Source organism: Streptomyces sp. CB01373, assembly GCF_002803075.1.
Classification (GTDB): domain Bacteria; phylum Actinomycetota; class Actinomycetes; order Streptomycetales; family Streptomycetaceae; genus Streptomyces.
The window spans coordinates 448331-467836 of sequence record NZ_NNBK01000003.1; the positions used below are offsets into that span (position 1 = coordinate 448331).

At 71.9% G+C, this 19506-nt stretch carries 17 protein-coding genes and 1 pseudogene; 8 read left to right on the forward strand and 10 right to left on the reverse strand.

The genetic code is table 11. The annotated features are described in order from the left end of the window. Positions 1 to 22: 22 nt before the first annotated feature. From sbnB to CG719_RS06825, 4 genes are read right to left on the reverse strand one after another with little or no spacing between them, the layout of a single operon-like run. Positions 23 to 1102, reverse strand: a complete 1080-nt coding sequence (sbnB, locus tag CG719_RS06810; protein WP_100567558.1) for a 2,3-diaminopropionate biosynthesis protein SbnB — start codon at positions 1100 to 1102, stop codon at positions 23 to 25. Next, positions 1099 to 2103, reverse strand: coding sequence for a TauD/TfdA family dioxygenase (locus CG719_RS06815; protein WP_100567559.1), 1005 nt, complete (start codon positions 2101 to 2103; stop codon positions 1099 to 1101). Before CG719_RS06815 ends, sbnB begins: the two co-directional genes overlap by 4 nt. A gap of 56 nt (positions 2104 to 2159) precedes the next feature. Further along, on the reverse strand, positions 2160 to 5429 hold the full coding sequence (locus tag CG719_RS06820; RefSeq protein ID WP_100567560.1) for a non-ribosomal peptide synthetase: 3270 nt from the start codon (positions 5427 to 5429) through the stop codon (positions 2160 to 2162). Positions 5430 to 5443: 14 nt separating this feature from the next. Next, on the reverse strand, positions 5444 to 7975 hold the full coding sequence (locus CG719_RS06825) for a Pls/PosA family non-ribosomal peptide synthetase (protein ID WP_100567561.1): 2532 nt from the start codon (positions 7973 to 7975) through the stop codon (positions 5444 to 5446). A 436-nt stretch (positions 7976 to 8411) separates the two neighbouring features. Between CG719_RS06825 and CG719_RS06830 the strand changes: the two genes are divergently transcribed. After that, positions 8412 to 9356 (forward strand): MIP/aquaporin family protein, encoded by a 945-nt coding sequence (locus CG719_RS06830; protein WP_100567562.1) that lies wholly within the window; start codon positions 8412 to 8414, stop codon positions 9354 to 9356. A gap of 66 nt (positions 9357 to 9422) precedes the next feature. On the opposite strand, the gene CG719_RS06835 is transcribed toward CG719_RS06830, so the two are convergent. From CG719_RS06835 to CG719_RS06850, 4 genes are all read right to left on the reverse strand, one after another. Continuing rightward, positions 9423 to 9917 (reverse strand): hypothetical protein, encoded by a 495-nt coding sequence (locus CG719_RS06835; RefSeq protein ID WP_234375467.1) that lies wholly within the window; start codon positions 9915 to 9917, stop codon positions 9423 to 9425. A 35-nt stretch (positions 9918 to 9952) separates the two neighbouring features. Continuing rightward, a complete protein-coding gene (locus CG719_RS06840) occupies positions 9953 to 10447 on the reverse strand; it encodes a lamin tail domain-containing protein (protein WP_100567563.1) in 495 nt (164 codons plus the stop codon). Positions 10448 to 10620: 173 nt separating this feature from the next. Further along, a complete protein-coding gene (locus tag CG719_RS06845) occupies positions 10621 to 11646 on the reverse strand; it encodes an alcohol dehydrogenase (protein WP_100567564.1) in 1026 nt (341 codons plus the stop codon). Between the two features lie 97 nt (positions 11647 to 11743). Beyond that, the gene (locus CG719_RS06850; protein WP_100567565.1) at positions 11744 to 12550 is read right to left on the reverse strand and encodes a thioesterase family protein; all 807 of its coding nucleotides are present in this window, start codon (positions 12548 to 12550) and stop codon (positions 11744 to 11746) included. A gap of 131 nt (positions 12551 to 12681) precedes the next feature. Between CG719_RS06850 and CG719_RS06855 the strand changes: the two are divergent. Next, positions 12682 to 13197 (forward strand): annotated as a pseudogene (locus CG719_RS06855) (GNAT family N-acetyltransferase). An 11-nt stretch (positions 13198 to 13208) separates the two neighbouring features. Here the strand turns inward: CG719_RS06855 and CG719_RS06860 are convergent. Beyond that, positions 13209 to 14363, reverse strand: a complete 1155-nt coding sequence (locus tag CG719_RS06860) for a Gfo/Idh/MocA family protein (protein ID WP_100567566.1) — start codon at positions 14361 to 14363, stop codon at positions 13209 to 13211. A 157-nt stretch (positions 14364 to 14520) separates the two neighbouring features. Between CG719_RS06860 and CG719_RS06865 the strand changes: the two genes are divergently transcribed. The 3 genes from CG719_RS06865 to CG719_RS06875 all read left to right on the forward strand — a co-directional run bounded on the left by CG719_RS06865 (position 14521) and on the right by CG719_RS06875 (position 17407). Next, positions 14521 to 15528: a LacI family DNA-binding transcriptional regulator gene (locus CG719_RS06865; RefSeq protein WP_100567567.1), complete on the forward strand. Its 1008-nt coding sequence runs from the start codon at positions 14521 to 14523 to the stop codon at positions 15526 to 15528. A 240-nt stretch (positions 15529 to 15768) separates the two neighbouring features. Continuing rightward, positions 15769 to 16830 (forward strand): PP2C family protein-serine/threonine phosphatase, encoded by a 1062-nt coding sequence (locus CG719_RS06870; RefSeq protein WP_324838192.1) that lies wholly within the window; start codon positions 15769 to 15771, stop codon positions 16828 to 16830. Positions 16831 to 16999: 169 nt separating this feature from the next. Next, complete coding sequence (locus tag CG719_RS06875; RefSeq protein WP_100567568.1) at positions 17000 to 17407, forward strand: SseB family protein; 408 nt, start codon at positions 17000 to 17002, stop codon at positions 17405 to 17407. Between the two features lie 102 nt (positions 17408 to 17509). On the opposite strand, the gene CG719_RS06880 is transcribed toward CG719_RS06875, so the two are convergent. Then, a complete protein-coding gene (locus CG719_RS06880; protein ID WP_100567569.1) occupies positions 17510 to 17854 on the reverse strand; it encodes a VOC family protein in 345 nt (114 codons plus the stop codon). Between the two features lie 374 nt (positions 17855 to 18228). Here CG719_RS06880 and crcB (CG719_RS06885) point away from each other — a divergent pair, with 374 nt between their 5' ends. From crcB (CG719_RS06885) to crcB (CG719_RS06895), 3 genes are read left to right on the forward strand one after another with little or no spacing between them, the layout of a single operon-like run. After that, entirely contained in the window at positions 18229 to 18690 is a 462-nt protein-coding gene (gene crcB / locus CG719_RS06885) for a fluoride efflux transporter CrcB (RefSeq protein ID WP_100567570.1), read from the forward strand. Further along, a complete protein-coding gene (locus CG719_RS06890; RefSeq protein WP_100567571.1) occupies positions 18687 to 19067 on the forward strand; it encodes a DUF190 domain-containing protein in 381 nt (126 codons plus the stop codon). The genes crcB (CG719_RS06885) and CG719_RS06890 overlap by 4 nt, the downstream gene beginning before the upstream one ends. Next, a complete protein-coding gene (gene crcB, locus CG719_RS06895) occupies positions 19064 to 19432 on the forward strand; it encodes a fluoride efflux transporter CrcB (protein WP_100567572.1) in 369 nt (122 codons plus the stop codon). Before CG719_RS06890 ends, crcB (CG719_RS06895) begins: the two co-directional genes overlap by 4 nt. Positions 19433 to 19506 lie beyond the last annotated feature (74 nt).

Below are 19506 nucleotides of genomic sequence, written 5' to 3' on the forward strand. Positions count from 1 at the left end.
GCCTGAGCAGGGGAAGGAACGTTCAGCCGTACCGGCGCAGCTCGTGGAAGAAGTCGTCGATGACGTGCAGGTTTCCGGCGCGGGCCACCTCGTCGTAGACGTACTTGCCGACGGCGAGGTCGAGGACCCCCAGTCCGAACGGTGAGAAGATCACCGGCCGGTCGGTGGGCGGATCCACCCGCCCGGTCATGACGTCGTCGAGGGTGCCGTTCAGGAAGTCCCGGCCGCCGGTGAGCTGCTCGGTCAGATGCGGCGAGGTGTCGGCCTTCAGGCAGTGCTCGACGTCGTCGACGAAGTTGGCCCCCGAGAGCAGCACCTGCGGGGCGAGGTCGCGCAGCGACACGTGCAGGACGACCGGGTGGTGGGTGAACCAGGCCGGGTCGGTGACGTGCGGCTCGCCGGCGATCGTCGCGAAGACCAGCAGGTCGCTGGAGCGGATCAGATCCTCGGCGCTCTCGTGGACGGTGATCTCCGGAGCGTCGCCGTCCGCGCCGGACTGGCGCAGATAGCCGCAGAACCCGGCGGCGCTGTCGGCGGACAGGTCGTACACGCCGACGCTGTCGAAGCCGAAGCCGGTCCCCGTCAGGAAGGTGTGGATGTAGCGCGCGATCAGACCGGTGCCGAAGAAGCCGACCCGGGTGGGGCGGGGCCGGTTGCGGGTGAGCCAGTCGGCGGCCAGCGCCGCGGACGCGGCGGTCCTGGTGGCGCTGATGATGGAGCTCTCCAGGCAGGCGATGGGGTAGCCGGTGTCGTGGTCGTTGAGGACCAGGACCGCCGAGGCCCGGGGCAGTCCCGCGCCGACGTTGTCCGGGAAGCTGGAGATCCACTTCAGCCCGTCCACGCCCGCCGGACCGCCGACGGAGGCCGGCAGCGCGATGATCCGGGACGTGGGGCGGTCGGTGAAGCGCAGGAAGTACGACGGCGGGTTCACCGTACTGCCGGAGCCGTGCAGCCGGTACGTCGCCTCGACCAGTTCGGTGAGCTGCTTCTGGCGCCCTTCGAGTGCCTGCTGCACCTGGGCGCCGGAGATCACGGCGAAGGTGGGCACCGGGGCCGTCCTGGAGGCGGCCCGGTCGGTGGCGGGGGAGGTCACGGAGGTCATCGCCGGCTTCCCTTCGTGGTCGGGCCGTACTCGGCCAGGCGCTGGGGCTCGGCCATGGCGACGAGTACCTGCCGGTCACCGGTGAAGGCCTCTCTGCTGTGCGCGGTGCGAATGTTGTCGACCAGCAGCAGGTCGCCGGACTGCCAGGGCTCGCGGCGGGTGTGCGCCTCGTAGGTCTCGTTGAGCAGCTGGATCACCTCCTCGCCGATCGGTCCGCCGTCGCCGAAGCGGGTGTTGAACGGCAGCCCGTCCGCGCCGTACTCGTCCACCAGGTACTCGCGCACCTCCGGGGCCAGCGTCCACTCGTTGAGGAAGGCGATCTGGTTGAACCAGCAGCGCCGGCCGGTGACCGGGTGCCGCACCACGGCGCAGCGCCGCTGCCGGGTGCGCAGTCCGCCGTCGGGCTGCCAGGCGAACTCGATGGCGTGGGCGCGGCAGTAGTTCTCGACGGTCTCGCGGTCCTCGGTGCCGAACGACTCCGCCAGGGACGCCCCGATCTCGTCGTTGTAGCTGCGGGTGAGCAGCCAGCCCTCGCGCTCGAAGCGCTCGGCCAGCCCGGCGGGCAGCGCGTTCAGGACGGCCTCCGCGTCGGCCACCGCGGTCGCCCCGCCCTCGGCGGGCGCGGTCGGGCACGCGAACAGCATCAGCCCGGGCACCTTCAGCGCGTAACTCAGTTCGTGGTGCATGCACATGGGCTGGTTGGCGGGCCAGGCGGTGGAGGAGTACAGACCGGGGCCGTAGGACTCGCGAGGGGCGAAGGCCTCCCGCTCCGGCATCAGGGGGCCGGCCAGTTCCGTGAAGACGGCGGATATCTGCTCCGCCTCCGCCAGTCCCAGGCCGCGCACGAACAGTGCTCCGTGCTCGGCTACCCGTGCCCGCAGCGCCTCGCGGTGCTCGGCCGCCCATCCGGTCGCGTCCGCAGGGGTGTCGACGCACAGGACGGGCGGTCTGCCCGGGCGCATCTCCACCTCCAGCACCGAAGCCGGGGATGAGAACGACATCTGGGTTTCCTTTCGTTCGTCACCAGCGAGGCTCACAGAGCGGGCCTCGACGGTGTTCAGGAGGAGGCCAGCAGCCCGGCGGCGTCCAGTACGGCCGCCGCCGCGGCGGCCGGGCGGGTGCGGGGGAAGTAGTGGCCGCCGTCGGTGAGTTCCCGCAGTTCCACCTGTTCGGCCAGCAGCTCCCAGTCCCGCCAGTGGTCGCGGAAGCCCGCGGTGCTCGGGTCGTCGCCGGCGACGACCACGGTGACCGGCGCGGCCAGTCGCACCGCGGGTGGGCTGTCCAGGGCGTCGGCGAAGCAGCGCTGCGCCGCCACGCAGTCGTGCCGGTAGGCGGCCCCGACCCGTTCGGCGTGCTCCGCGTTCAGCTCGCCGAGTTCCGGGTAGCCGCCGTCCGCACCGATCCGGGCGGCGATCTCGGCGTCGCCGCTCTCGGTCAACTCGGCTGCGGCGGCGCGTCGTTCGGCGGCGGTGCCGAGCAACTGGGCGCCGAGGAACACCCGTGTCACCTCGACCCCGAGAGAGGAGAGCCGCTGGGCGGCCAGCAGGGCGGGCGCGGTGCCGGAGGAGTGGCCCCACAGCATGACCTGCTTCAGGCCGCGATCGGCGATCTCCGTGGCGACCCGCTCCACCACCTGTTCCAGCGGTGCGAACGGCTCCTCGCCGGCGGCCGGGTCGTGACCGGGCAGGTCCACCGCGAGGACGGCGACGCCGCTTCCGGACAGGGCGCCCGCCATCGGCTGGAAGTTGACCGCGTTGCCGCCCGCGTGGGGGAAGCACACCAGCGCGCACGCGGGGGAGGTCTCGTCCGCCGACAGCGGCTGGAGCAGTCCCGGCCGCTGCCGGGCCGTGCCGTCGAGGCACGCGGCGAGTTCGGCGAGCACCGGATGGCGGGTGATGTCCTTGAGGGACACCTCGCGGTTCAGGGCGATGGTGAGCTTCACCGCCGACAGGGAGGTTCCGCCGAGGTCGAAGAAGTGGTCCCGCCGGCCGATCGTCCGCCCGGGCAGGCCCAGCAGTTCCGCCCACGCGGCCGCCAGCCGCCGCTCGGTCGGGGTGCGCGGGGCGTCCTCGGGCTCCCCGGAACCGGCCTGTTCCGCCGCGGGCGCGCTGCGTTCGGCCAGCGCCGTCAGCGCCTTGCGGTCGATCTTCCCGTTGCCGGTCAGCGGCAGCGCGTCCTGCCAGTGGAAGGCCGACGGGACCATGTACGCGGGCAGCGCGGCACCGAGCGCCTCGCGCAACTCCTCCGGCTGAAGCCGCCGGCCGGAGTGGAAGGCGATCAGATGCGTGCTGCGGCCCGCGAGTTCGGCGACGACCACCGCGCCGTCCCGGACCCCGGGAACGCGCAGCAGGGTGTTCTCGATCTCCCCGATCTCGATGCGGAACCCGCGGATCTTGACCTGACTGTCCCGGCGGCCGAGGAACTCCAGCTTCCCGCCGGGGTGCCAGCGGCCCCAGTCGCCCGCCAGATACAGCCGCTCGCCCGGCCGGTGCGGGTCCTCACGGTAGGCCTCACGGGTCCGCTCGGGATCGTTGACGTATCCGCGTCCCACACACACGCCGGAGAAGGCGATCAGTCCGGGCGCGCCGAGCGGCACCGGTGCGAGGTTCTCGTCGACGACGTAGACGCGCACGTTGTTGACCGGGCGTCCCAGCAGCACCCGTTCCGGCACCGCGTCCATGACCTCGTGGTTGGTGTCGTCCGAAGTCTCGGTGAGTCCGTAGGCGTTGACCAGCCCGATGCCGGGCTGGAGGGCGAACCAGCGCTGGACGAGCTCCCGCTTCAGCGCCTCGCCGGTCACCGACACGCAGGCGAGGTCGGGCAGTTCGCGGGGGTGGCGTTCCAGATACGAGGCCACCACCTCCAGATAGGAGGGCACGACCTGCGCCACGGCGACCCGGCCGCGCACGAGCGTGTCGAGGAACCGCTCCACGTCCACGACGGCGTCCTGCTCGACCAGCAGGGTCCGCCCGCCCACCAGGAGCCCGGCCAGCAACTGCCACAGCGAGATGTCGAAACACTGCGGAGCCGTCTGCGCCACCACCCGCCCGGGGCCGATCCCCAGGTCGTCGATCTTGGCGTACAGGTGGTTGAGCATGCCCGCGTGCTCGCACATCGCTCCCTTGGGCTCACCGGTGGAGCCGGAGGTGAAGTAGATGTACGCCAACTGGTCGGGGGAGACCTCCACTTGGAGGTCGCCGTCCGCGTGCTGCTCCGCGTACGCCGTCTCGATCAGCAGCTTCTCGGTCCCCGCCGGCAGCGCGGCCCGCGCCTCGTCCAGGGTGCCGCTGCTGCCCGGCTCGGTCAGCACCAGCCGGCAGCCGGCCCGGGCGAGCGTCGCCTCGATCCGCCCGGCCGGGAAGTGCGGCTCGATCGGCAGGTAGGCACCGCCGGCCTTGAACACCGCCAGTACCGCCGCCAGCCAGTCGAGATTGCGTTCGGTGACCACGGCCACCACGTCCTCCCGGCGCAGACCGCGCGCCAGCAGGGCCCGGGCCAGCCGGTTGGCCCGTGCGTTCAGCTCCCCGTACGTCCACGACCGCTCGCCGTGCACCGCTGCCACCGCCTCGGGGTGGGCCCGTACCCGCTCCTCGAAGAGTTCGTGCGCCCGCGCGGACGGCAGTTCCCGGTGCGGCCCGGCCAGCCCCTCCAGCTGGTCGCGCCTCTCCTCGGGCGACAGCACGCTCTGCCGGGTGTGCTCGGCGTCCACGTCGGCGGCCATCAGACGCAGCGCGGTCAGGTGGTAGCCGCAGATCCGGGCCGCGGCGCCGGCGTCCAGCGCGTCCGTGCGGTACCGCAGCCGTGCCGTCAGCAGCCCGTCCGGCTCGCCGAACGCCACCCGCAGCACCGCCTCGGCGGGCAGGGCGCCGCCCCCGGTGTCCGCCGGGTCGAAGACGGCCTCGAACGGCGGTCCGGAGAGCCCCAGCTCCCGGCGCAGCTGGTCCACGGGAAAGTCCCGGTGCGCGAGCAGGTCCCTTGCGGCGCGGTGGGCGTCGAGCACCAGCCGGCGCCAGGACGACGGCGCGACGGCCAGCCGGCAGGGCAGCGGGCCGGAGTCCGGGCCCGGGACATGGCCCGTCACCACGTCCGGCTCACCGGACAGCACGGCCAGCACCTTGGCGTGCGCGGCCAGCAGGACCGCGCCGGGCGGCACCTCCAGCGCGGCCGCCAGGGCGCGCACCGCCCGCGCCGTCCCGGCCGGCACGATCTGCTCGTGCTCGGCCTCACCGGTCACCGGCTCGCCTGCCCACCGCGGAACAGCGGTGAAGCCGCCGGCGGTCAGCACCTCGCTCCAGAACTCCCTGTCCGCTGCCACGAGCGCTCCCATTGACTGGCCCTTCCTCACTTCGCCGTCGGCGCGGCGGGGTTTCCGCCCCATTCCGCCTTCGCAGGAACTTCCTCGCCCTTCATGAGGAAGGAATCGGGCGCCAGTACGGCCCCGTCGCCCAACGTCACGCCGTAGTGCACGTGCGCGCCGATCCCGAGCGTGCAGTCGGAGCCGAGCGTGGTGCGGTCCGACTTGAAGGTGCCGTCCTCCTGGGAGTGGCACTGGATCTTGCTGCCCGCGTTCAGCACGCAGTCGTCACCGATGACGGTGAGCGTCCGCTCCGTGATGTAGCAGCCGTCGTCGAAGACCCGGCGGCCGACGCGCACGCCCATCAGGCGCCAGACGAGAGTCTTGAACGGGGTCCCGTTGAACACCTCGAGCCATTCGTCCGGCACCTTCCAAAGCCGCTCGTGCCACCAGAAGTACGGGTCGTAGATGGAGCACAGGCGGGGGCGCAGGGCGCGGAAGGCGGCGATGACCCGCTCCACCAGGATGAAGTAGCCGGCCGTGAGGGCCAGGGTGAGGGCCAGATACCCGGCGATCACCACGTGGCCCAGCGTGCCGTACAGGTCGACGCAGGCCAGAGCGAGTCCCGTGAGCATGGCGGCGAGCACCCAGCGCAGCAGCAGGAACAGCGCCATGGAGCGGAGGTTGTAGCGGTTCTTCGCGGCGAGGCTGCGGCGCAGGGCGTCGCCGGTCCTGAGGTGGTCGAAGCGGGTGTCGCGCTCCACCGAACGGGGGATCTCGAAGGACGGTGAGCCGAGCAGCCCGACACCTTCGCGCAGTTCGCCGTCGAGGGGGACCATCACCTTCGTCGCGAGCAGGCAGTTGTCGCCCGTCCTGGCCCCCGCCGGATAGGCGATGTTGTTGCCGAGGAAGTTGTGCGCGCCGATCGACGCCCGGCTCACCTTGAAGGACGTGCTGGAGTATTCGGCGTTGATGACGGAGAGTCCGTCGGCCACCATCGTGCCGCTGCCGACGGACACCAGGAACGGCGTCTCGTGCTGCACCTCGGTGCCGAAGTTCGAGCCGGTCTGCTCCACCCGGGACAGGTCGTATCCGAGCCGGCGCAGGTAGGGGACGATGTAGGAGCTGTCGCCGCAGAGCCAGGGGAAGAACTTGATGTTCGTCAGGCCGGCCACCGTGCGGTGCAGCGCGTACTGGAAGCCGTAGAGCGGATAGACCCGGTCGGGCTTGACGGCCAGGCTCAGCAGCCGGGGCACCGTGAACAGCACGGCCAGGCCCACGACGAGCCCGCCGAAGAACAGCACGGCGGACACGACCAGGGTGTCGGCGAGGAACTTCGGCATCGTGGACAGGGCCGTCCCCGCTTCCAGCCGGTCGCGCAGGGCCGGAACCTGCGAGAACAGTATGTAGACGCCACCGACGCCGAGCGGCAGGTACAGCAGGAAGAGCTGGAGCAGGGAGGTCAGCCCGAAGGCCGCCCGCCGCAGGGTGCCGCATTGGGCCGGTTCGACCCTGATGTGGTCGACCGACGTGGGCTGCGCCGGGGAGCCGTGCCGGCGTTCGCCGGCCGGCACGTGCTGGCCCCGGTACAGGGCGGAGGAGTGGCCGAGCTGTGAGCCGTCGCCCATCGAGGTGTCGATGTCGAGCACCGACTTCTCGCCGATGAAGACGTCCCGGCCGAGGTCGATCCGGCCGGTCTGGATGCGCCCGGCGTGCGCGCGGTAGCAGAGGAAGAACGTGTCCTTGCGGATCACCGTGCCCGCGCCGATGGTGAGCAGGTCGGTGCAGACCGGCACGGAGTGGGAGAGGATCGTGACGTCCCTGCCGATCCGCGCGCCCAGGGCTCGCAGGTACATCACGTACACCGGGTTTCCGATGAAGAGAACCATCGGATTCGCGTGCAGGAGCACCTTGAGGATCCAGAAGCGGAGATAGGCCGCACTCCACACCGGGAATTCTCCGGCCTTCCAGCGGCCGACGAGAATCCACTTCGCCGCGACCGGGAAGACGCACAGGAGGATGAATCCGCCGGTCCCGAACAGCAATGACCGCAGATAGATGTCGACGAGTCCCGTCCCCGAGGCGACCCACTCGTACGCCCGGGCCGTGAACATTCCGACGACGACTGAATACCCGAGGAAAATGGCCAATTGGGCCGCTCCGCACAGCACGTAGCGCGCCGTGCTCGGTGCCGCCCCGGCCGGTGCCGGCGTCCCGCCCGCGGGGGGTGTCGCCGGGGCCGCCGTCGCCGGTGTGCCGACGGCGGCCGGAGCGGCGACCGCGAGAGCTTCCGCCAGGCTGCGGACCGTGGGGTTGCGGTAGATGTCCCTCATGGACACCGACGGCAGATCGGATCTTTTCCGGACCCGTGCGCAGAACTGCGCCATGACAAGGGAGTTGGCGCCCAGGTCGTCGAAGAAGTGACTGTCGGGCGGGACGTGCTCGGCGTGTACGACGTCCGCCAGAATTCCGGCGAGTTCCTTTTCTGTCTCCGTCGCCGCCGGGATGGTGCCTGCGTGCCCGGCGATCACGGGTTCGTCCGGCCCGGGCATCAAGATGTCGGCAGACTTCTCCACCATGCGAGCTCCCTGAAGGAAAGGTCGAAAACCATCGGCCAGCGGTGCCCGGTCTCCGGGACCGTGCGTTTTCGCCTGATCACGAAACCATGGATCAGTCTTGTTCGGTCGCCGCGGGGTTGCCACTCGGATTCGGTGGCGCCGAGGCGGCCGGATCGTTCGGCAAGCTGCTTTTCCTCGGTTCTTCGCACTGCCGGGATGAGTAATCTCACCCGTATGGGGGTTCACTCTCCAGGGGGATAGGGACGCGGCCCGCCACCTCGCGCCGCATGCCGGGGCGTGGCGGCCGCCGGCCCGCACCGGGCCGAGTGGCCTCGGTTCGCACCGGCGCGCAGACTGGCTGTGAGGCGGGGCCGCCCGGGACTGGGCGGCCCCGCGAGGCCGCCCTGTTCAGGGCCGTGCCCGGCCGTTCGCCGGACCGTTCGTTGAGGGGGCCGATATGGCCGTGGAAATCCCGCCCCTGCTGAGACCTTCACGGCTCAGGAGCCGTGGAGGGCTCGGGGGCGAATGCATGGCGGAGTTCCTGGGGACCCTCGTCCTCATCGCCTTCGGATGCGGTTCGGTGGCGATGACGGTCGCGGCGCTGCCCGGCTCGGGTCGTACGTCGGGGCCCACCACGTTCTTCCTCGGCGCCGCCGACTGGCTGGTGATCGGCTGGGGCTGGGCCTTCGCGGTGGCCTTCGGCGTGTATGTGGCCGGCGGCGTCAGCGGGGCGCACATCAACCCCGCCGTGACGCTGGCGTTCGCGGTGCGCCGCAAGTTCCCCTGGGCGAAGGTGGTGCCGTACTGGATCGCGCAGGTGGCGGGCGCCTTCGTCGGGGCCGCGCTGGTGTACGCCGTCTACCACGACGCGATCAACACCTTCGACAGCGTGTCGAAGCCGCCGAAGACGCACGGGCACACCCTCGCCACGTTCTCGATTTTCGCGACCTTCCCGGCGCCCTACTTCCACGGCGGTTACTGGGGGCCGCTCGTGGACCAGATCGTCGGCACCGCCTTCCTGGTCATGCTGATCGCGGCGGTGATCGACCTGCGCAACATGGCTGTGAAGGCCAACCTCGGACCGCTGGTCATCGGCTTCGTGGTGGCCGCCATCGGCATCTCCTTCGGAGCGAACGCCGGGTACGCCATCAACCCGGCCCGCGACTTCGGGCCGCGCCTGTTCACGTTCTTCGCGGGATGGGGAGACCTTGCTCTACCCGGCAGCCTGGCAGGGTCGTTCAGTCACTACTGGTGGATCCCGATCGTCGGGCCGCTGATCGGCGGGGTCGTCGGTGTCCTCGTCTACGACCTGTTCATCGGCGACGTGCTGTACGCGCGTGCCCAGCAGGGCGAGTTGCCGGAGCCCGGACGCACCCGCCCGGCCGAGGAGGGCGACACGTAGGGCCTCTCGTCGCTGCCCTCGCCGGACGGGTGCGTCCGCATCACTGACGTACTGACTGACGTATCGTCAGGAATAGGTCCATCGCCAGACGTTGGAGCGGTACGAGCACGTGATCCGGGTGCCGTTCGCGGTGGTGGTGCTGGCTCCGTGGTCGCCGTTGCGGCAGTACTGCCCCGCCTGATAGCAGTTGCCGGCGTTGGAGCGGATCGAGCAGGTGCCGACCGCGCTGCCGCCGCCACCGCTGCTGCGGGTGGTGCCGGTTCCGGCGGCAGCGGCTGTCCTGGTGACGGTGACCGTCGGGCCGGGCGTCCTGACGGTCTCGGTGGCGGTGACCGTCGCGGTGGGCGCGGGTGTGACGGTCTCGGTCGCGGTGGCCGTGACGGTGGCCGTGGCCGTGACGGTCACGGTGGGCTGCGGCTTCGCGGCCTCGCCGTCGGACTGTCCGCAGCCGAAGGCGCCCACGGCGAGCAGGGCGATGCTCGCCGCCCGCGCGAGTGAGCGCCGGTGCGCCGGACCAATGCCGGATCTGCCGCGCGGTCGCGGCTGGTGGTGCTGGTTCATGGTCCCCCCTGGGGCCGGTACGAGGACGGGCCGGCTCAGCCGTGGTAGCGGATGTAGCCGTCGCCGTCGCGGTCGTCGCGGGCCTTGGTGTAGGAGTGGACGTCGGCCCGGGCTCCGGAGGGCTTGAGCAGGTAGATGGTGTCCTTGTCGTTGTTCCAGAGGAAGTTGCAGTTCTGGCGGTAGACGACGTTCTTGGCGTCGGAGTCCGTGCCCTTGCCGCCGCGCAGCTTCACGTAGTCGCCGGGCTCGAGGTGGTGGTTGGCGCGGAACGTGAACCGGTTGCCGGAAGCGTCCTTGACCACGTAACCCTTGAGGTTGACCGTCGCCGTGCGCGAGTAGTTCTTGATCGTCAGGTACTCGTCCTTGGTGTTGCCGGTGCGGCAGTTGTTGGAGTCCCGCCCGGGCGCGTCGTACTGGACGCCCTTCACCTTGAGCGCGGACGAGTATTCGGCGGCCTGCGCCGGAGCGGCGCCGACGACAGCGACGGTCCCGGCCGCGGCGGCCACGGCCAGCACGGAGCGTATCCGCATGAGGTTCCCCCCTCGGTGGAGCCAATGGAGCGTCAGGAGCATACACAGGAGGTGAGAACGGGGTGACGGGGAGGTGGAGATGGTGTGAAGGTGGCCGTGTCTTCCCGACACGCGAGCCGCTCTCACCATCCCGGTGCGGCCGGGCCGACCGGCCGTGCTCCTGGGCCTGTTGGTCAGCCGGTCGTGAGCACCATGCGGAACCGGGCGGCGCCGGCGAGCATCTTCGCGTAGGCCTCGCCGGCCTGGTCCAGCGGGACGGTCTCGGTCATCGGACGGATGCCGTGCAGGGCGCTGAAGGCCATGGTGTCCTGCACGTCCTGCGCGGTGCCCGACGGGTGGCCGCGGATGACACGGGCGGCCGTGATCAGCTGGAGCGGACTGATCCCCAGCGGCTCGGGCGCCGCCCCGATGACCACCAGCTCACCGCGGTGCGACAGCCCGTCGACGGTCGCCGCGATCGCCTCGGAACTGCCGGCCGTGGCCAGGACGACCTTGGCGCCGCCCAGCGACTGCAGCGCGTCGCCGACCGGGGTGTCCGTCGTACTGTCCACGTAGTGGTGCGCGCCGAGCCGCTTGGCGAAGTCCGCCTTGTCGGCCCCGCGGGCGATCGCCACCGTCTCGAACCCCATGGCCACCGCGTACTGCACCCCCAGGTGCCCCAGGCCTCCGATGCCGAGCACGGCCACCAGATCGCCCGGCCGCGCGGAGCTGCGCCGCAGTCCGTCGAACGTGGTCACGCCCGCGCACGCCATCGGCCCGGCATCGCTCGCCGCCAGCGCTTCGGGGATCCGGGCCAGCGCGTCGACCGGCGCGATCACGCGCTCGGCGAAGCCGCCGTCGTACGACCAGCCCGGCACCTTGAGGTTCGGGCACACGATGAAGTCGCCCTGCCGGCACGGGGTGCAGTGATGGCAGCTGCCGCCGAACCAGCCCACCGCCACCCGGTCGCCCACCTGCCATCCCTGGTCCTGCGTCCCCTCGCCGAGCTGCTCGATCCGCCCGGCGATCTCGTGCCCCGGCACCACCGGGAAACTGATCCCGGGCAGCGCGGCGTCCACGAAGAAGGTGTCGCTGTGGCAGACTCCGCACGCCTCCACGGCGATCGCGACCCGACCGCGGCCCGGCTCCGCCGCCTCACGCTCGACGATCTCGAACGGGCCGCCGGCTGCGATGGCCTGCGCGACTTTGTAGGTACTCATCTGTCTCTCCCGGAAAGCGGGTACGACGGACCCCCGCAACCAGGACATCAGCTCCGCGCCGTTCGCGCGCGCCGTGCGGGAGGAGGCCCCGCCGCGGTCAGCCGCCCGGCATGGGGCGCACGGTGAGGATCTGCTGGGCGTGCCCGACCGGACCGTGCAGATCGTGCAGGACCGTGCTGGTCAGGCCCACGCCCGCCGGGCCGAAGGCCACGGTGGTGTCCAGACCGGTCCAGCGGCCCTCCGGGCGGCGGTGCAGGTGCACGGTCAGGTCGACGTTGGGGAACATCCACGCGGTCGGCGACTCGCGTACGGCGATGCCGTTCGCCGTGTCGACGAGAGCGAGGAAGGAGGCGAGCGGGCTGCTGGGCTCGCCGGCGACCAGGGTGAGCGGGGTGGAGATCCAGGCGGTGGTGCGGCCCGGGGCCGGCGGGGCGAGCGGACGGATGTCCAGGGACGCGATGAAGCCGCCCGGCCACAACTCGCTCATCGCCCAGGGCGCGAGTCCGTCGGGCGGGGTGAGCCGGTCACCGGCACCCCCGGCGACGGCCGCGGTGTCCTGGGCCGACAGCAGCCAGACCCGGGCCCGGACCACCGGGCGCCCGGCGATGCGCACGACGGCTTCCAGGAGTTCGATGGTGCGGCCGGGGCGGAGGGTCTCCACCTCGATCTCGCACTCGTCCAGGGCCGGGGCGCCCAGGATGTCGTAGCTGATCCGGACCGGTATCAGGGCGCTGCCCCCGCGCGCGGCCAGATGGTCCTCGACCGCGTGGACGACCAGCCCGCCCAGCGGGCCGAAGTGCTGCTCGCGCACGTCCCAGGCGCCACCGGCATGCTCGGTGGGCTTGAAACGGTGCTCGTCGATGCGTTCGTAGTAGCTGCCGGGAACCGGGGCGCCGGTGTTCAACGCGTGCTTCTCCTCGGGCTGTTCACAGGAAGCCGATCCGGCACGGGTTTCTCGCGCCGGATCGGCCGGGCAGCCCCATCATGACCCAGCCCATACTTGGCATCTACACCCACCTTCCGTCAGGAGGCCCCGTGTTCTTGCGTGACGTCACCCACGACGACGTGGACGCGTACGTCCGGATGCGCTGCGACCCGGTGATGATGGTCGAGCTCGGCGGACCCCTGCCGGCCGGTGGCATGGCGGACAAGGTGCGCCGGGACGCCCGCCAGGCGGCGGACGGCACCGCCTGGATCAAGATGATCGTCCCCGACCCGCGCACCCCGGAGGAGGTGGCCGGGACGGTGACCATCTGGACCCATGACGGCAACGACGGCCCGATGTCGGAGATCGGCTGGATGGTGCTGCCGCGGTACCAGGGGCGCGGCCTCGGCGGCCGCGCGGCCCGCGCCCTGCTGGAACGGGCGCGGGACGAGGACCGCTGGGGATAGGTGCACGCCTTCCCGGCCACCACCAACACGGCCTCCAACGGCATCTGCCGCTCGCTCGGCTTCCGGTTCGTCGGCGAGCGCGAGGTGGAGTTCGCCGGCCGCGTGCTGCGCACCAACCACTGGGCGATCACCCCGCGCGCGGACCTGACGCCGGAGTGAGGCGGCGCGGGTCAGCCGAGGCTCACCCACCCGCGCTCCTCGGCGGAACGGGCCATCGCGTCCAGTGCCACCGCGGCGGCCACGGCGTCGTCGAGGGTGGCACCGTGGACCCCGCCCTCCGTGACCGAGCGCAGGAAGTGATACGCCTCGATGACCTTGAGGTCGTCGTAGCCCATGGCGTTGGCCGCACTCGGCTGGAAGGCCTCGTACTCGCCGTGACCGGGACCCACGTGGACCGTGCTGACCGGCTGGTCCTGGTACGTGGTGCCGCGGCTGACGCCGAGTTCGCCCATGCGTCGGAAGTCCCACCAGAGCGCGCCCCGGGTGCCGTGGATCTCGAAGCCGTAGTTGTTCTGCTCGCCCACGGAGACCCGGCAGGCCTCCAGGACACCGCGCGCGCCGGAGGCGAAACGCAGCAGGCAGTCGACGTAGTCGTCGTTCTCCACCGGACCGGGTTCGCCGCCCGCCGCCCGGGTGTGTCCCGCGGTGGCGCCGGTCGGGCGAGCCCGTTCCGGCACGAACACGGCGGTGTCGGCGGACAGCGACTCGATCTCGCCGAGCAGGTGGCGGGCCAGGTCGACCCCGTGCGAGGCCAGGTCTCCCAGCACCCCGCTGCCGCCGCGTTCACGCTCGTAGCGCCAGGTCAGGGCGCCCTCCGGGTGGGCCGCGTAGTCGCTGAACAGCCGGATGCGGACATGGGTGACGGTGCCGATCTCACCGGCCGCGATCATCTCGCGGGCGGCGGCGACGGCGGGCGCGTTGCGGTAGTTGAAGCCGACCGTGCCCCGCACCCCGGCCCGGGCCGCGGCGCCGGCCACCGCGCGGGCGTCGTCGGCGCTCAGGCCCACCGGCTTCTCGATCCAGATGTGCTTGCCCGCCTCTGCCATGGCGAGGCCGATCTCCCGGTGCAGGAAGTTCGGGGCGGTGATGCTGACCGCCTCCACCCGGGGGTCGGCGGCGACCTCCCGCCAGTCACGGGTGGCGGATTCGAAGCCGTACCGCTCGGCCGCCTCCTCGGCCCGGCCGGGCACCTCGTCGGCGACGGCGACCAGGTGCGGACGTACCGCGAGCCCGGGGAAGTGGTGGGGCACGCGGGCGTAGGCCTGGGTGTGCACCCGTCCCATCCAGCCGAATCCGACGACGGCCACGCCGAGCGCAGACACCATGAAAGCCCCTTGTTTGGACCGATCCAAAGCCTGGTTGCTCACGATGGGGCCGCCTCCGGGCAGGTGTCAAGCCACCGGGTGAAGCTCCCTTCAGGCACTTCCGGACCCGTCTCCTGCCCCTTTACAAGAGCCCCGCCCTCATGGAACGGTCCACATCGTGCGACCGCCCACCATCCGTGACGTCGCCGCGCGCGCCGGTGTGTCCAAGTCCCTGGTCTCACTGGTGCTGCGCGGCTCCGGCAGCGTGCGCCCCGACAAGCGGCAGGCGGTCCTCGCCGCGGTCGAGGAGCTCGGCTACCGGCCCAACGCCGCCGCCCGCAGCCTCAGCGAGCGCCGCACCCGCACCGTCGGCGTGCTCCTGAACGACATGCGCAACCCCTGGTTCGTGGAACTCCTGGACGGTCTGAACTCCCGCCTCCACGACGCCGGTCTGCACATGCTGCTCGCCGACGGCCACCTGAACCGGCGCCTGGGCGAGGACCTCACCCGCACCTTCACCGAACTGCGCGTCGACGGCCTGGTCGCCGTCGGCACCCTGCGGGATCCGCGCGCGCTGCGCGTCGCGGCCGGCCGGGTGCCCACCGTCGTCGCCGGCACCCGCGAACCCGAACTGCCGGGGGTGGACGTCGTCGCGGGCGACGACGAGCGGGGCGCACGGCTGGCCACCGAGCACCTCGTCGCCCTCGGCCACCGGCACATCGCCCACATCGCCGGCCAGGGCGCGGTCGGCGACCTGCGCCGCCGCGGCTTCGAGGCCGCCGTGCGCGCACACGGGCTCGCCGGCACGGCGGTCGTCGAGCAGGGCGACCTCACCGAGGAAGGCGGCTACCGGGCCACCGTGCGGCTGCTCAGCCGTACCCGGCGGCCCACCGCCGTGTTCGCGGTCAACGACATGGCCTGCGTCGGCGCGCTGTCCGCCGCCGAGGAGAGCGGCCTCCGGGTCCCTGGCGACCTCTCCCTGGCCGGCTACGACAACACCTATCTGTCGCGCCTGCGCCACCTGTGGCTGACCACCGTGGACAACGCCAGCCACGACGTGGGCCGGCGCGCCGCCCAGCGGCTGCTCGACCGCATCGACGACCGGCACCTGCCCCGGACCGTCGACCTGACGAGCCCGGCCCTGGAGGTGCGCGGCACGACCGCGCCGCCCGCCGCGACCGGCTGACGAGCACCTTCCCGGCCTCCCGGACGACCCCGCATCGGCCCCGGCCCGCTGGTTACCCGGACCCCGGGGTTCGGAAGTGAGCCCCCCGGGGTCGTCCGCGCGTCGCGCGTCGCGGAGGGCCCACGTTCCGGTGCCGGCGATCCGGCCCCCGCCGCGGATCAGAGCCCTCGCCCGGCCGGGCCAGGGGTGAGAACATGGCGTGTGTCGCTCATGGACCTACGGCGTTCACCATCGGGACGGGTGCTGGTCCTCATCCCCCTGGTACTGATCGCTGTGGTGGGCGTCGTGGACGCCCTGACCCCGCCCGACGTGCACCTCGGCCCGCTGCTGGTCGCGGCTCCCGCGTTCACCGCCGCGTTCTCCGGGCCCTGGCTCACCGCGCTGATCGGTGCGCTGGCCGTCGGGACCGAACTCTCCATCGGCGCCGTCCAGGGCACGCTCGGCACCCAGAACCTTCAGGCGGAGATCGCGTCGCTGATCCTCGTCTCCGGTCTGATCGTGGTGTTCTGCCTGTTCCGTGACCGGCGCGAGCACCAGCTGACGCAGAGCCGGGTCGTGGCACGGGCCGTCCAGGACGTGCTCTTCCCGCCCCTGCCCGTCCGCAGCGGCCCCCTGCGGATCGCCTGCCTGTACCTCGCCGCCCAGGACGAGGCCACCATGGGCGGGGACCTCTACGCCGCCGCCCGCACCGGACACAGCACCCGGCTGCTCATCGCCGACGTGCGGGGCAAGGGGCTGCCCGCGATCAGCCATGCCGCACTGCTGCTCGGCGCCTTCCGCGCGGCCGCCCACCGCCGGCCCTCGCTGCCGCGCCTGGCCGTGCACCTGGACGGCGCCATGCGCTGGGAGTTCCGGCAGTGGCAGACCGCGCAGATGCTCGACACCGACGAGTCCTTCGCCACCGCCCTGCTCGTCGACATCCCCGACAGCGAGCCCGTGCTGCACCTCCTCAACTGCGGCCACCCCGCCCCGCTGCTCATCGGCGCGGAGACCGCCGAGCCCCTGACCGCGCGGGCCGTCGCACCACCGCTGGGTCTGGGGGAACTGTCCGACGCCGCGGACTACGAGGTCGCCTCGTTCCCCTTCCCGCCCGGCGGCACACTGCTCCTGCACACCGACGGCGTCCTGGAGGCCCGTAGCCCGCGGGGCGAGTTCTACCCCCTCGCCGACCGGGCCGGCGCCTGGGCCGGCGCCCCGCCGGAGGTAGTGCTGAGCCGACTCCACGACGACCTCCTCGCCCACACCAACGGCCGCCTCGGCGACGACGCCGCGGCCGTCGCGATCCGCCGCGGCCCGTCGTGACCGGCACCGGCCGCCTTGGCGCCCGCCCGCGTGCCGCCGGCCGGTGGCACGGGGAATCCACCGGCACCTCGTGATTGTGCCGTGTGCGTTCGGGTACGCGTGCAGAGCCCATGCCCGGCCGGTCAGCTCCCGGGCGGGCCGTTCGAGTGCCGCGACCAGGGAATCCGCCATGCAGACACCAGCGAACGACAACACCCCGACGCCCGCCCAGCAAGCGCTGGACGTGCTTGCCGAGAACGCCGAGGACACGGTGGCACTGGAGACGCTCGCGAGCAGCGACGTACTGGTCCCTGTGCCCGACGACGCGAGCGAGGAGGACGCCACCAACCCCACGGCGGTGGCCCTGCCCGTTCTCGAACAGCCGGGCGGGGCGCCGGTGGTGCCCGTGTTCACCTCCGAACTGGAGATGTCCGACCTGCTGCCCTACGTCTCCCGCTACCGCCTGGTACCGCTCGGCGCGCTCGCGTCCCAGTGGCCGGCCGACGACCTGTCGCTGACCATAGACGCCAGTTCGCCGCACGGTCTGACGCTCACCTCGGAGGGAGTACGCAGCCTGCTGGCCCGGCCCCACGGCTGAGCGGCACCGCGAGGACCGGCCGGAACGGCCGTCCGCGGTGGGCGCGGCAGGCACCACCGTGGCACCGACCTCCGTGGCACCGACCTCCGCGGTGCCCGGCTCTCAGGCGTCCTGGAGAAGGCCGATGAGGTTGCCGTCGGCGTCCCTCGCCGAGGCGATCAGCCGGCCGCCGCCCACGTCCTGCACGTCCTGGAGCACTTCGGCGCCCGCGGCCACCAGCGCCGCCAGCCGGGCCCTGATGTCGTCGACGTGCCAGTACGGCACCGGTCCGGTCATTCCCTTGGCGTGCCCGTTCGGGTCGAGCCCCACGTCCTGCCCGGCGTCCTTGAACCCGACGTAGTAGGGCGCGTCGGCGTACGGCTCGACCTCCAGCAGCGCGCTGAACAGGGCCTTCGCCCGGTCGAGGTCCTTCACGGGGTAGATGATCGTCTTCAGGCCGGCGGTCATGGCGAACTCCTTGATTGCTGTTCGGATCGATATGCGGACGTACGCGGCTCCGCACGCGGCGGAGGCGGCACGGGCCGACGGCTGCGTCGGTGGTTCCACGCTAGAACGGGCGGGTGCCGTGCCGCTTCTTCGATCCTGACCGGTTGCCGGTCGCCTGCCGGGGTGGCGTCACCCGGCTCGCCGTACACACCCCGCCGGGCGTGTGCGGTGCGGATCCGGTCGCGTTAGCCTGTAGCCCGGCCGCGAGAGATTCGCGGCGCGGCGGTGGGGCCCGCCGTACCGAAACCGTGGCACTGGTGCCGCCAACGGTCCCTACTCGCATCAAAGGAGCGCTCCGGCATGTCCGGGCGCGGGCGAGCAGGAGACGTACGAGCATGACTGTCCCGGACAAAGGGAACCTTCGGGAGCGGAACGGCCCCACGCGGTGGCGAGCCCGGCGGGAACAGGCACCGGTGGTCGCCGTGGTGGCACTCGGCGGAGCGCTCGGGGCCACCGCCCGGTACGCCGTCTCGCAGTGGCTGCCGACGCCGGCCGGCGGCTTCCCCTGGGCGATCTTCTGGGTCAACGTGTCCGGCTGCGCGGTGATCGGCGTCTTCATGGTGGTCATCACCGATGTATGGGCCGCCCACCACCTGGTCCGCCCCTTCTTCGGCACCGGCGTGCTCGGAGGCTTCACCACCTTCTCCACCTACACCGTCGACATCCAGCGACTGGTGGACTCCGGCCATGCCCGTACCGGGCTGGCGTACCTCGCCGCGACCCCGTGCGCGGCCCTCGCGGCGGTGTGGCTGGCCATGACGGCGGCCCGCCGTGTTCTGAAGTGGAGGCAGCCATGACCAGGCTCACCGGCAGCGCGCTGCGCGTGACCGTCTTCATCGGAGAGAACGACACCTGGCACCACCGGCCCCTGTACTCGGAGATCGTCCACCGGGCCCATGCGGCGGGCCTCGCGGGCGCCAGCGTCTTCCGCGGTGTGGAGGGGTTCGGCGCGAACTCCCTGATCCACACCTCCCGGCTGCTGTCGTTGAGCGAGGACCTGCCGGTGGCGGTGGTGATCGTGGACACCGAGGAGCGGTTGCGGGCATTCCTTCCGCAACTGGACGAACTGGTCGCCCAGGGGCTGGTGATACTCGACGACTGCGAGGTCATCCGGTACGTCGCCCGCTCGGCCGGACTCGGCGGCACGGACGTCGAGGGCGGGAAGTCCTCGTGAACTGGCTGCTGGTGGTTCTCGGGGCCGCGGTCGGTGCACCCCTGCGCTACCTCACCGACCGCGCGGTGCAGTCCCGGCACGACTCGGTGTTCCCCTGGGGCACCCTCGTCGTGAACGTCACCGGCTGCCTGATCCTCGGCCTGCTGACCGGCGCGGCGGCCGCGGGCGTCGCCGGACCGCGGCTGCAACTGCTCGTGGGCACCGGACTGTGCGGGGCCCTGACCACCTACTCGACCTTCTCCTACGAGACGCTGCGGCTCACCGAGGCAGGCGCGGGCTTCTACGCCTTCGCCAACGTCGTCGGCAGCGTCGGGGCGGGCCTCGCCGCCGCTTTCGCCGGGGCATGGATCGCCGGCGGCTTCTGACGGTCGCCGCGGATTCCGCTGCCCGTCACCGGACCGTCAACTCAGCACCGTAAGTGTGTGTCCACCACTGTCGA

Excerpts from the sequence above, each read along its gene's own strand:
- sbnB (WP_100567558.1), bottom strand. The coding sequence starts at position 1,102 with ATGACCTCCGTGACCTCCCCCGCCACCGACCGGGCCGCCTCCAGGACG.
- CG719_RS06815 (WP_100567559.1), bottom strand. The coding sequence starts at position 2,103 with ATGTCGTTCTCATCCCCGGCTTCGGTGCTGGAGGTGGAGATGCGCCCG.
- CG719_RS06820 (WP_100567560.1), bottom strand. The coding sequence starts at position 5,429 with ATGGGAGCGCTCGTGGCAGCGGACAGGGAGTTCTGGAGCGAGGTGCTG.
- CG719_RS06825 (WP_100567561.1), bottom strand. The coding sequence starts at position 7,975 with ATGGTGGAGAAGTCTGCCGACATCTTGATGCCCGGGCCGGACGAACCC.
- CG719_RS06830 (WP_100567562.1), top strand. The coding sequence starts at position 8,412 with ATGGCCGTGGAAATCCCGCCCCTGCTGAGACCTTCACGGCTCAGGAGC.
- CG719_RS06835 (WP_234375467.1), bottom strand. The coding sequence starts at position 9,917 with ATGAACCAGCACCACCAGCCGCGACCGCGCGGCAGATCCGGCATTGGT.
- CG719_RS06840 (WP_100567563.1), bottom strand. The coding sequence starts at position 10,447 with ATGCGGATACGCTCCGTGCTGGCCGTGGCCGCCGCGGCCGGGACCGTC.
- CG719_RS06845 (WP_100567564.1), bottom strand. The coding sequence starts at position 11,646 with ATGAGTACCTACAAAGTCGCGCAGGCCATCGCAGCCGGCGGCCCGTTC.
- CG719_RS06860 (WP_100567566.1), bottom strand. The coding sequence starts at position 14,363 with ATGGTGTCTGCGCTCGGCGTGGCCGTCGTCGGATTCGGCTGGATGGGA.
- CG719_RS06875 (WP_100567568.1), top strand. The coding sequence starts at position 17,000 with ATGCAGACACCAGCGAACGACAACACCCCGACGCCCGCCCAGCAAGCG.
- CG719_RS06880 (WP_100567569.1), bottom strand. The coding sequence starts at position 17,854 with ATGACCGCCGGCCTGAAGACGATCATCTACCCCGTGAAGGACCTCGAC.
- crcB (WP_100567570.1), top strand. The coding sequence starts at position 18,229 with ATGACTGTCCCGGACAAAGGGAACCTTCGGGAGCGGAACGGCCCCACG.
- CG719_RS06890 (WP_100567571.1), top strand. The coding sequence starts at position 18,687 with ATGACCAGGCTCACCGGCAGCGCGCTGCGCGTGACCGTCTTCATCGGA.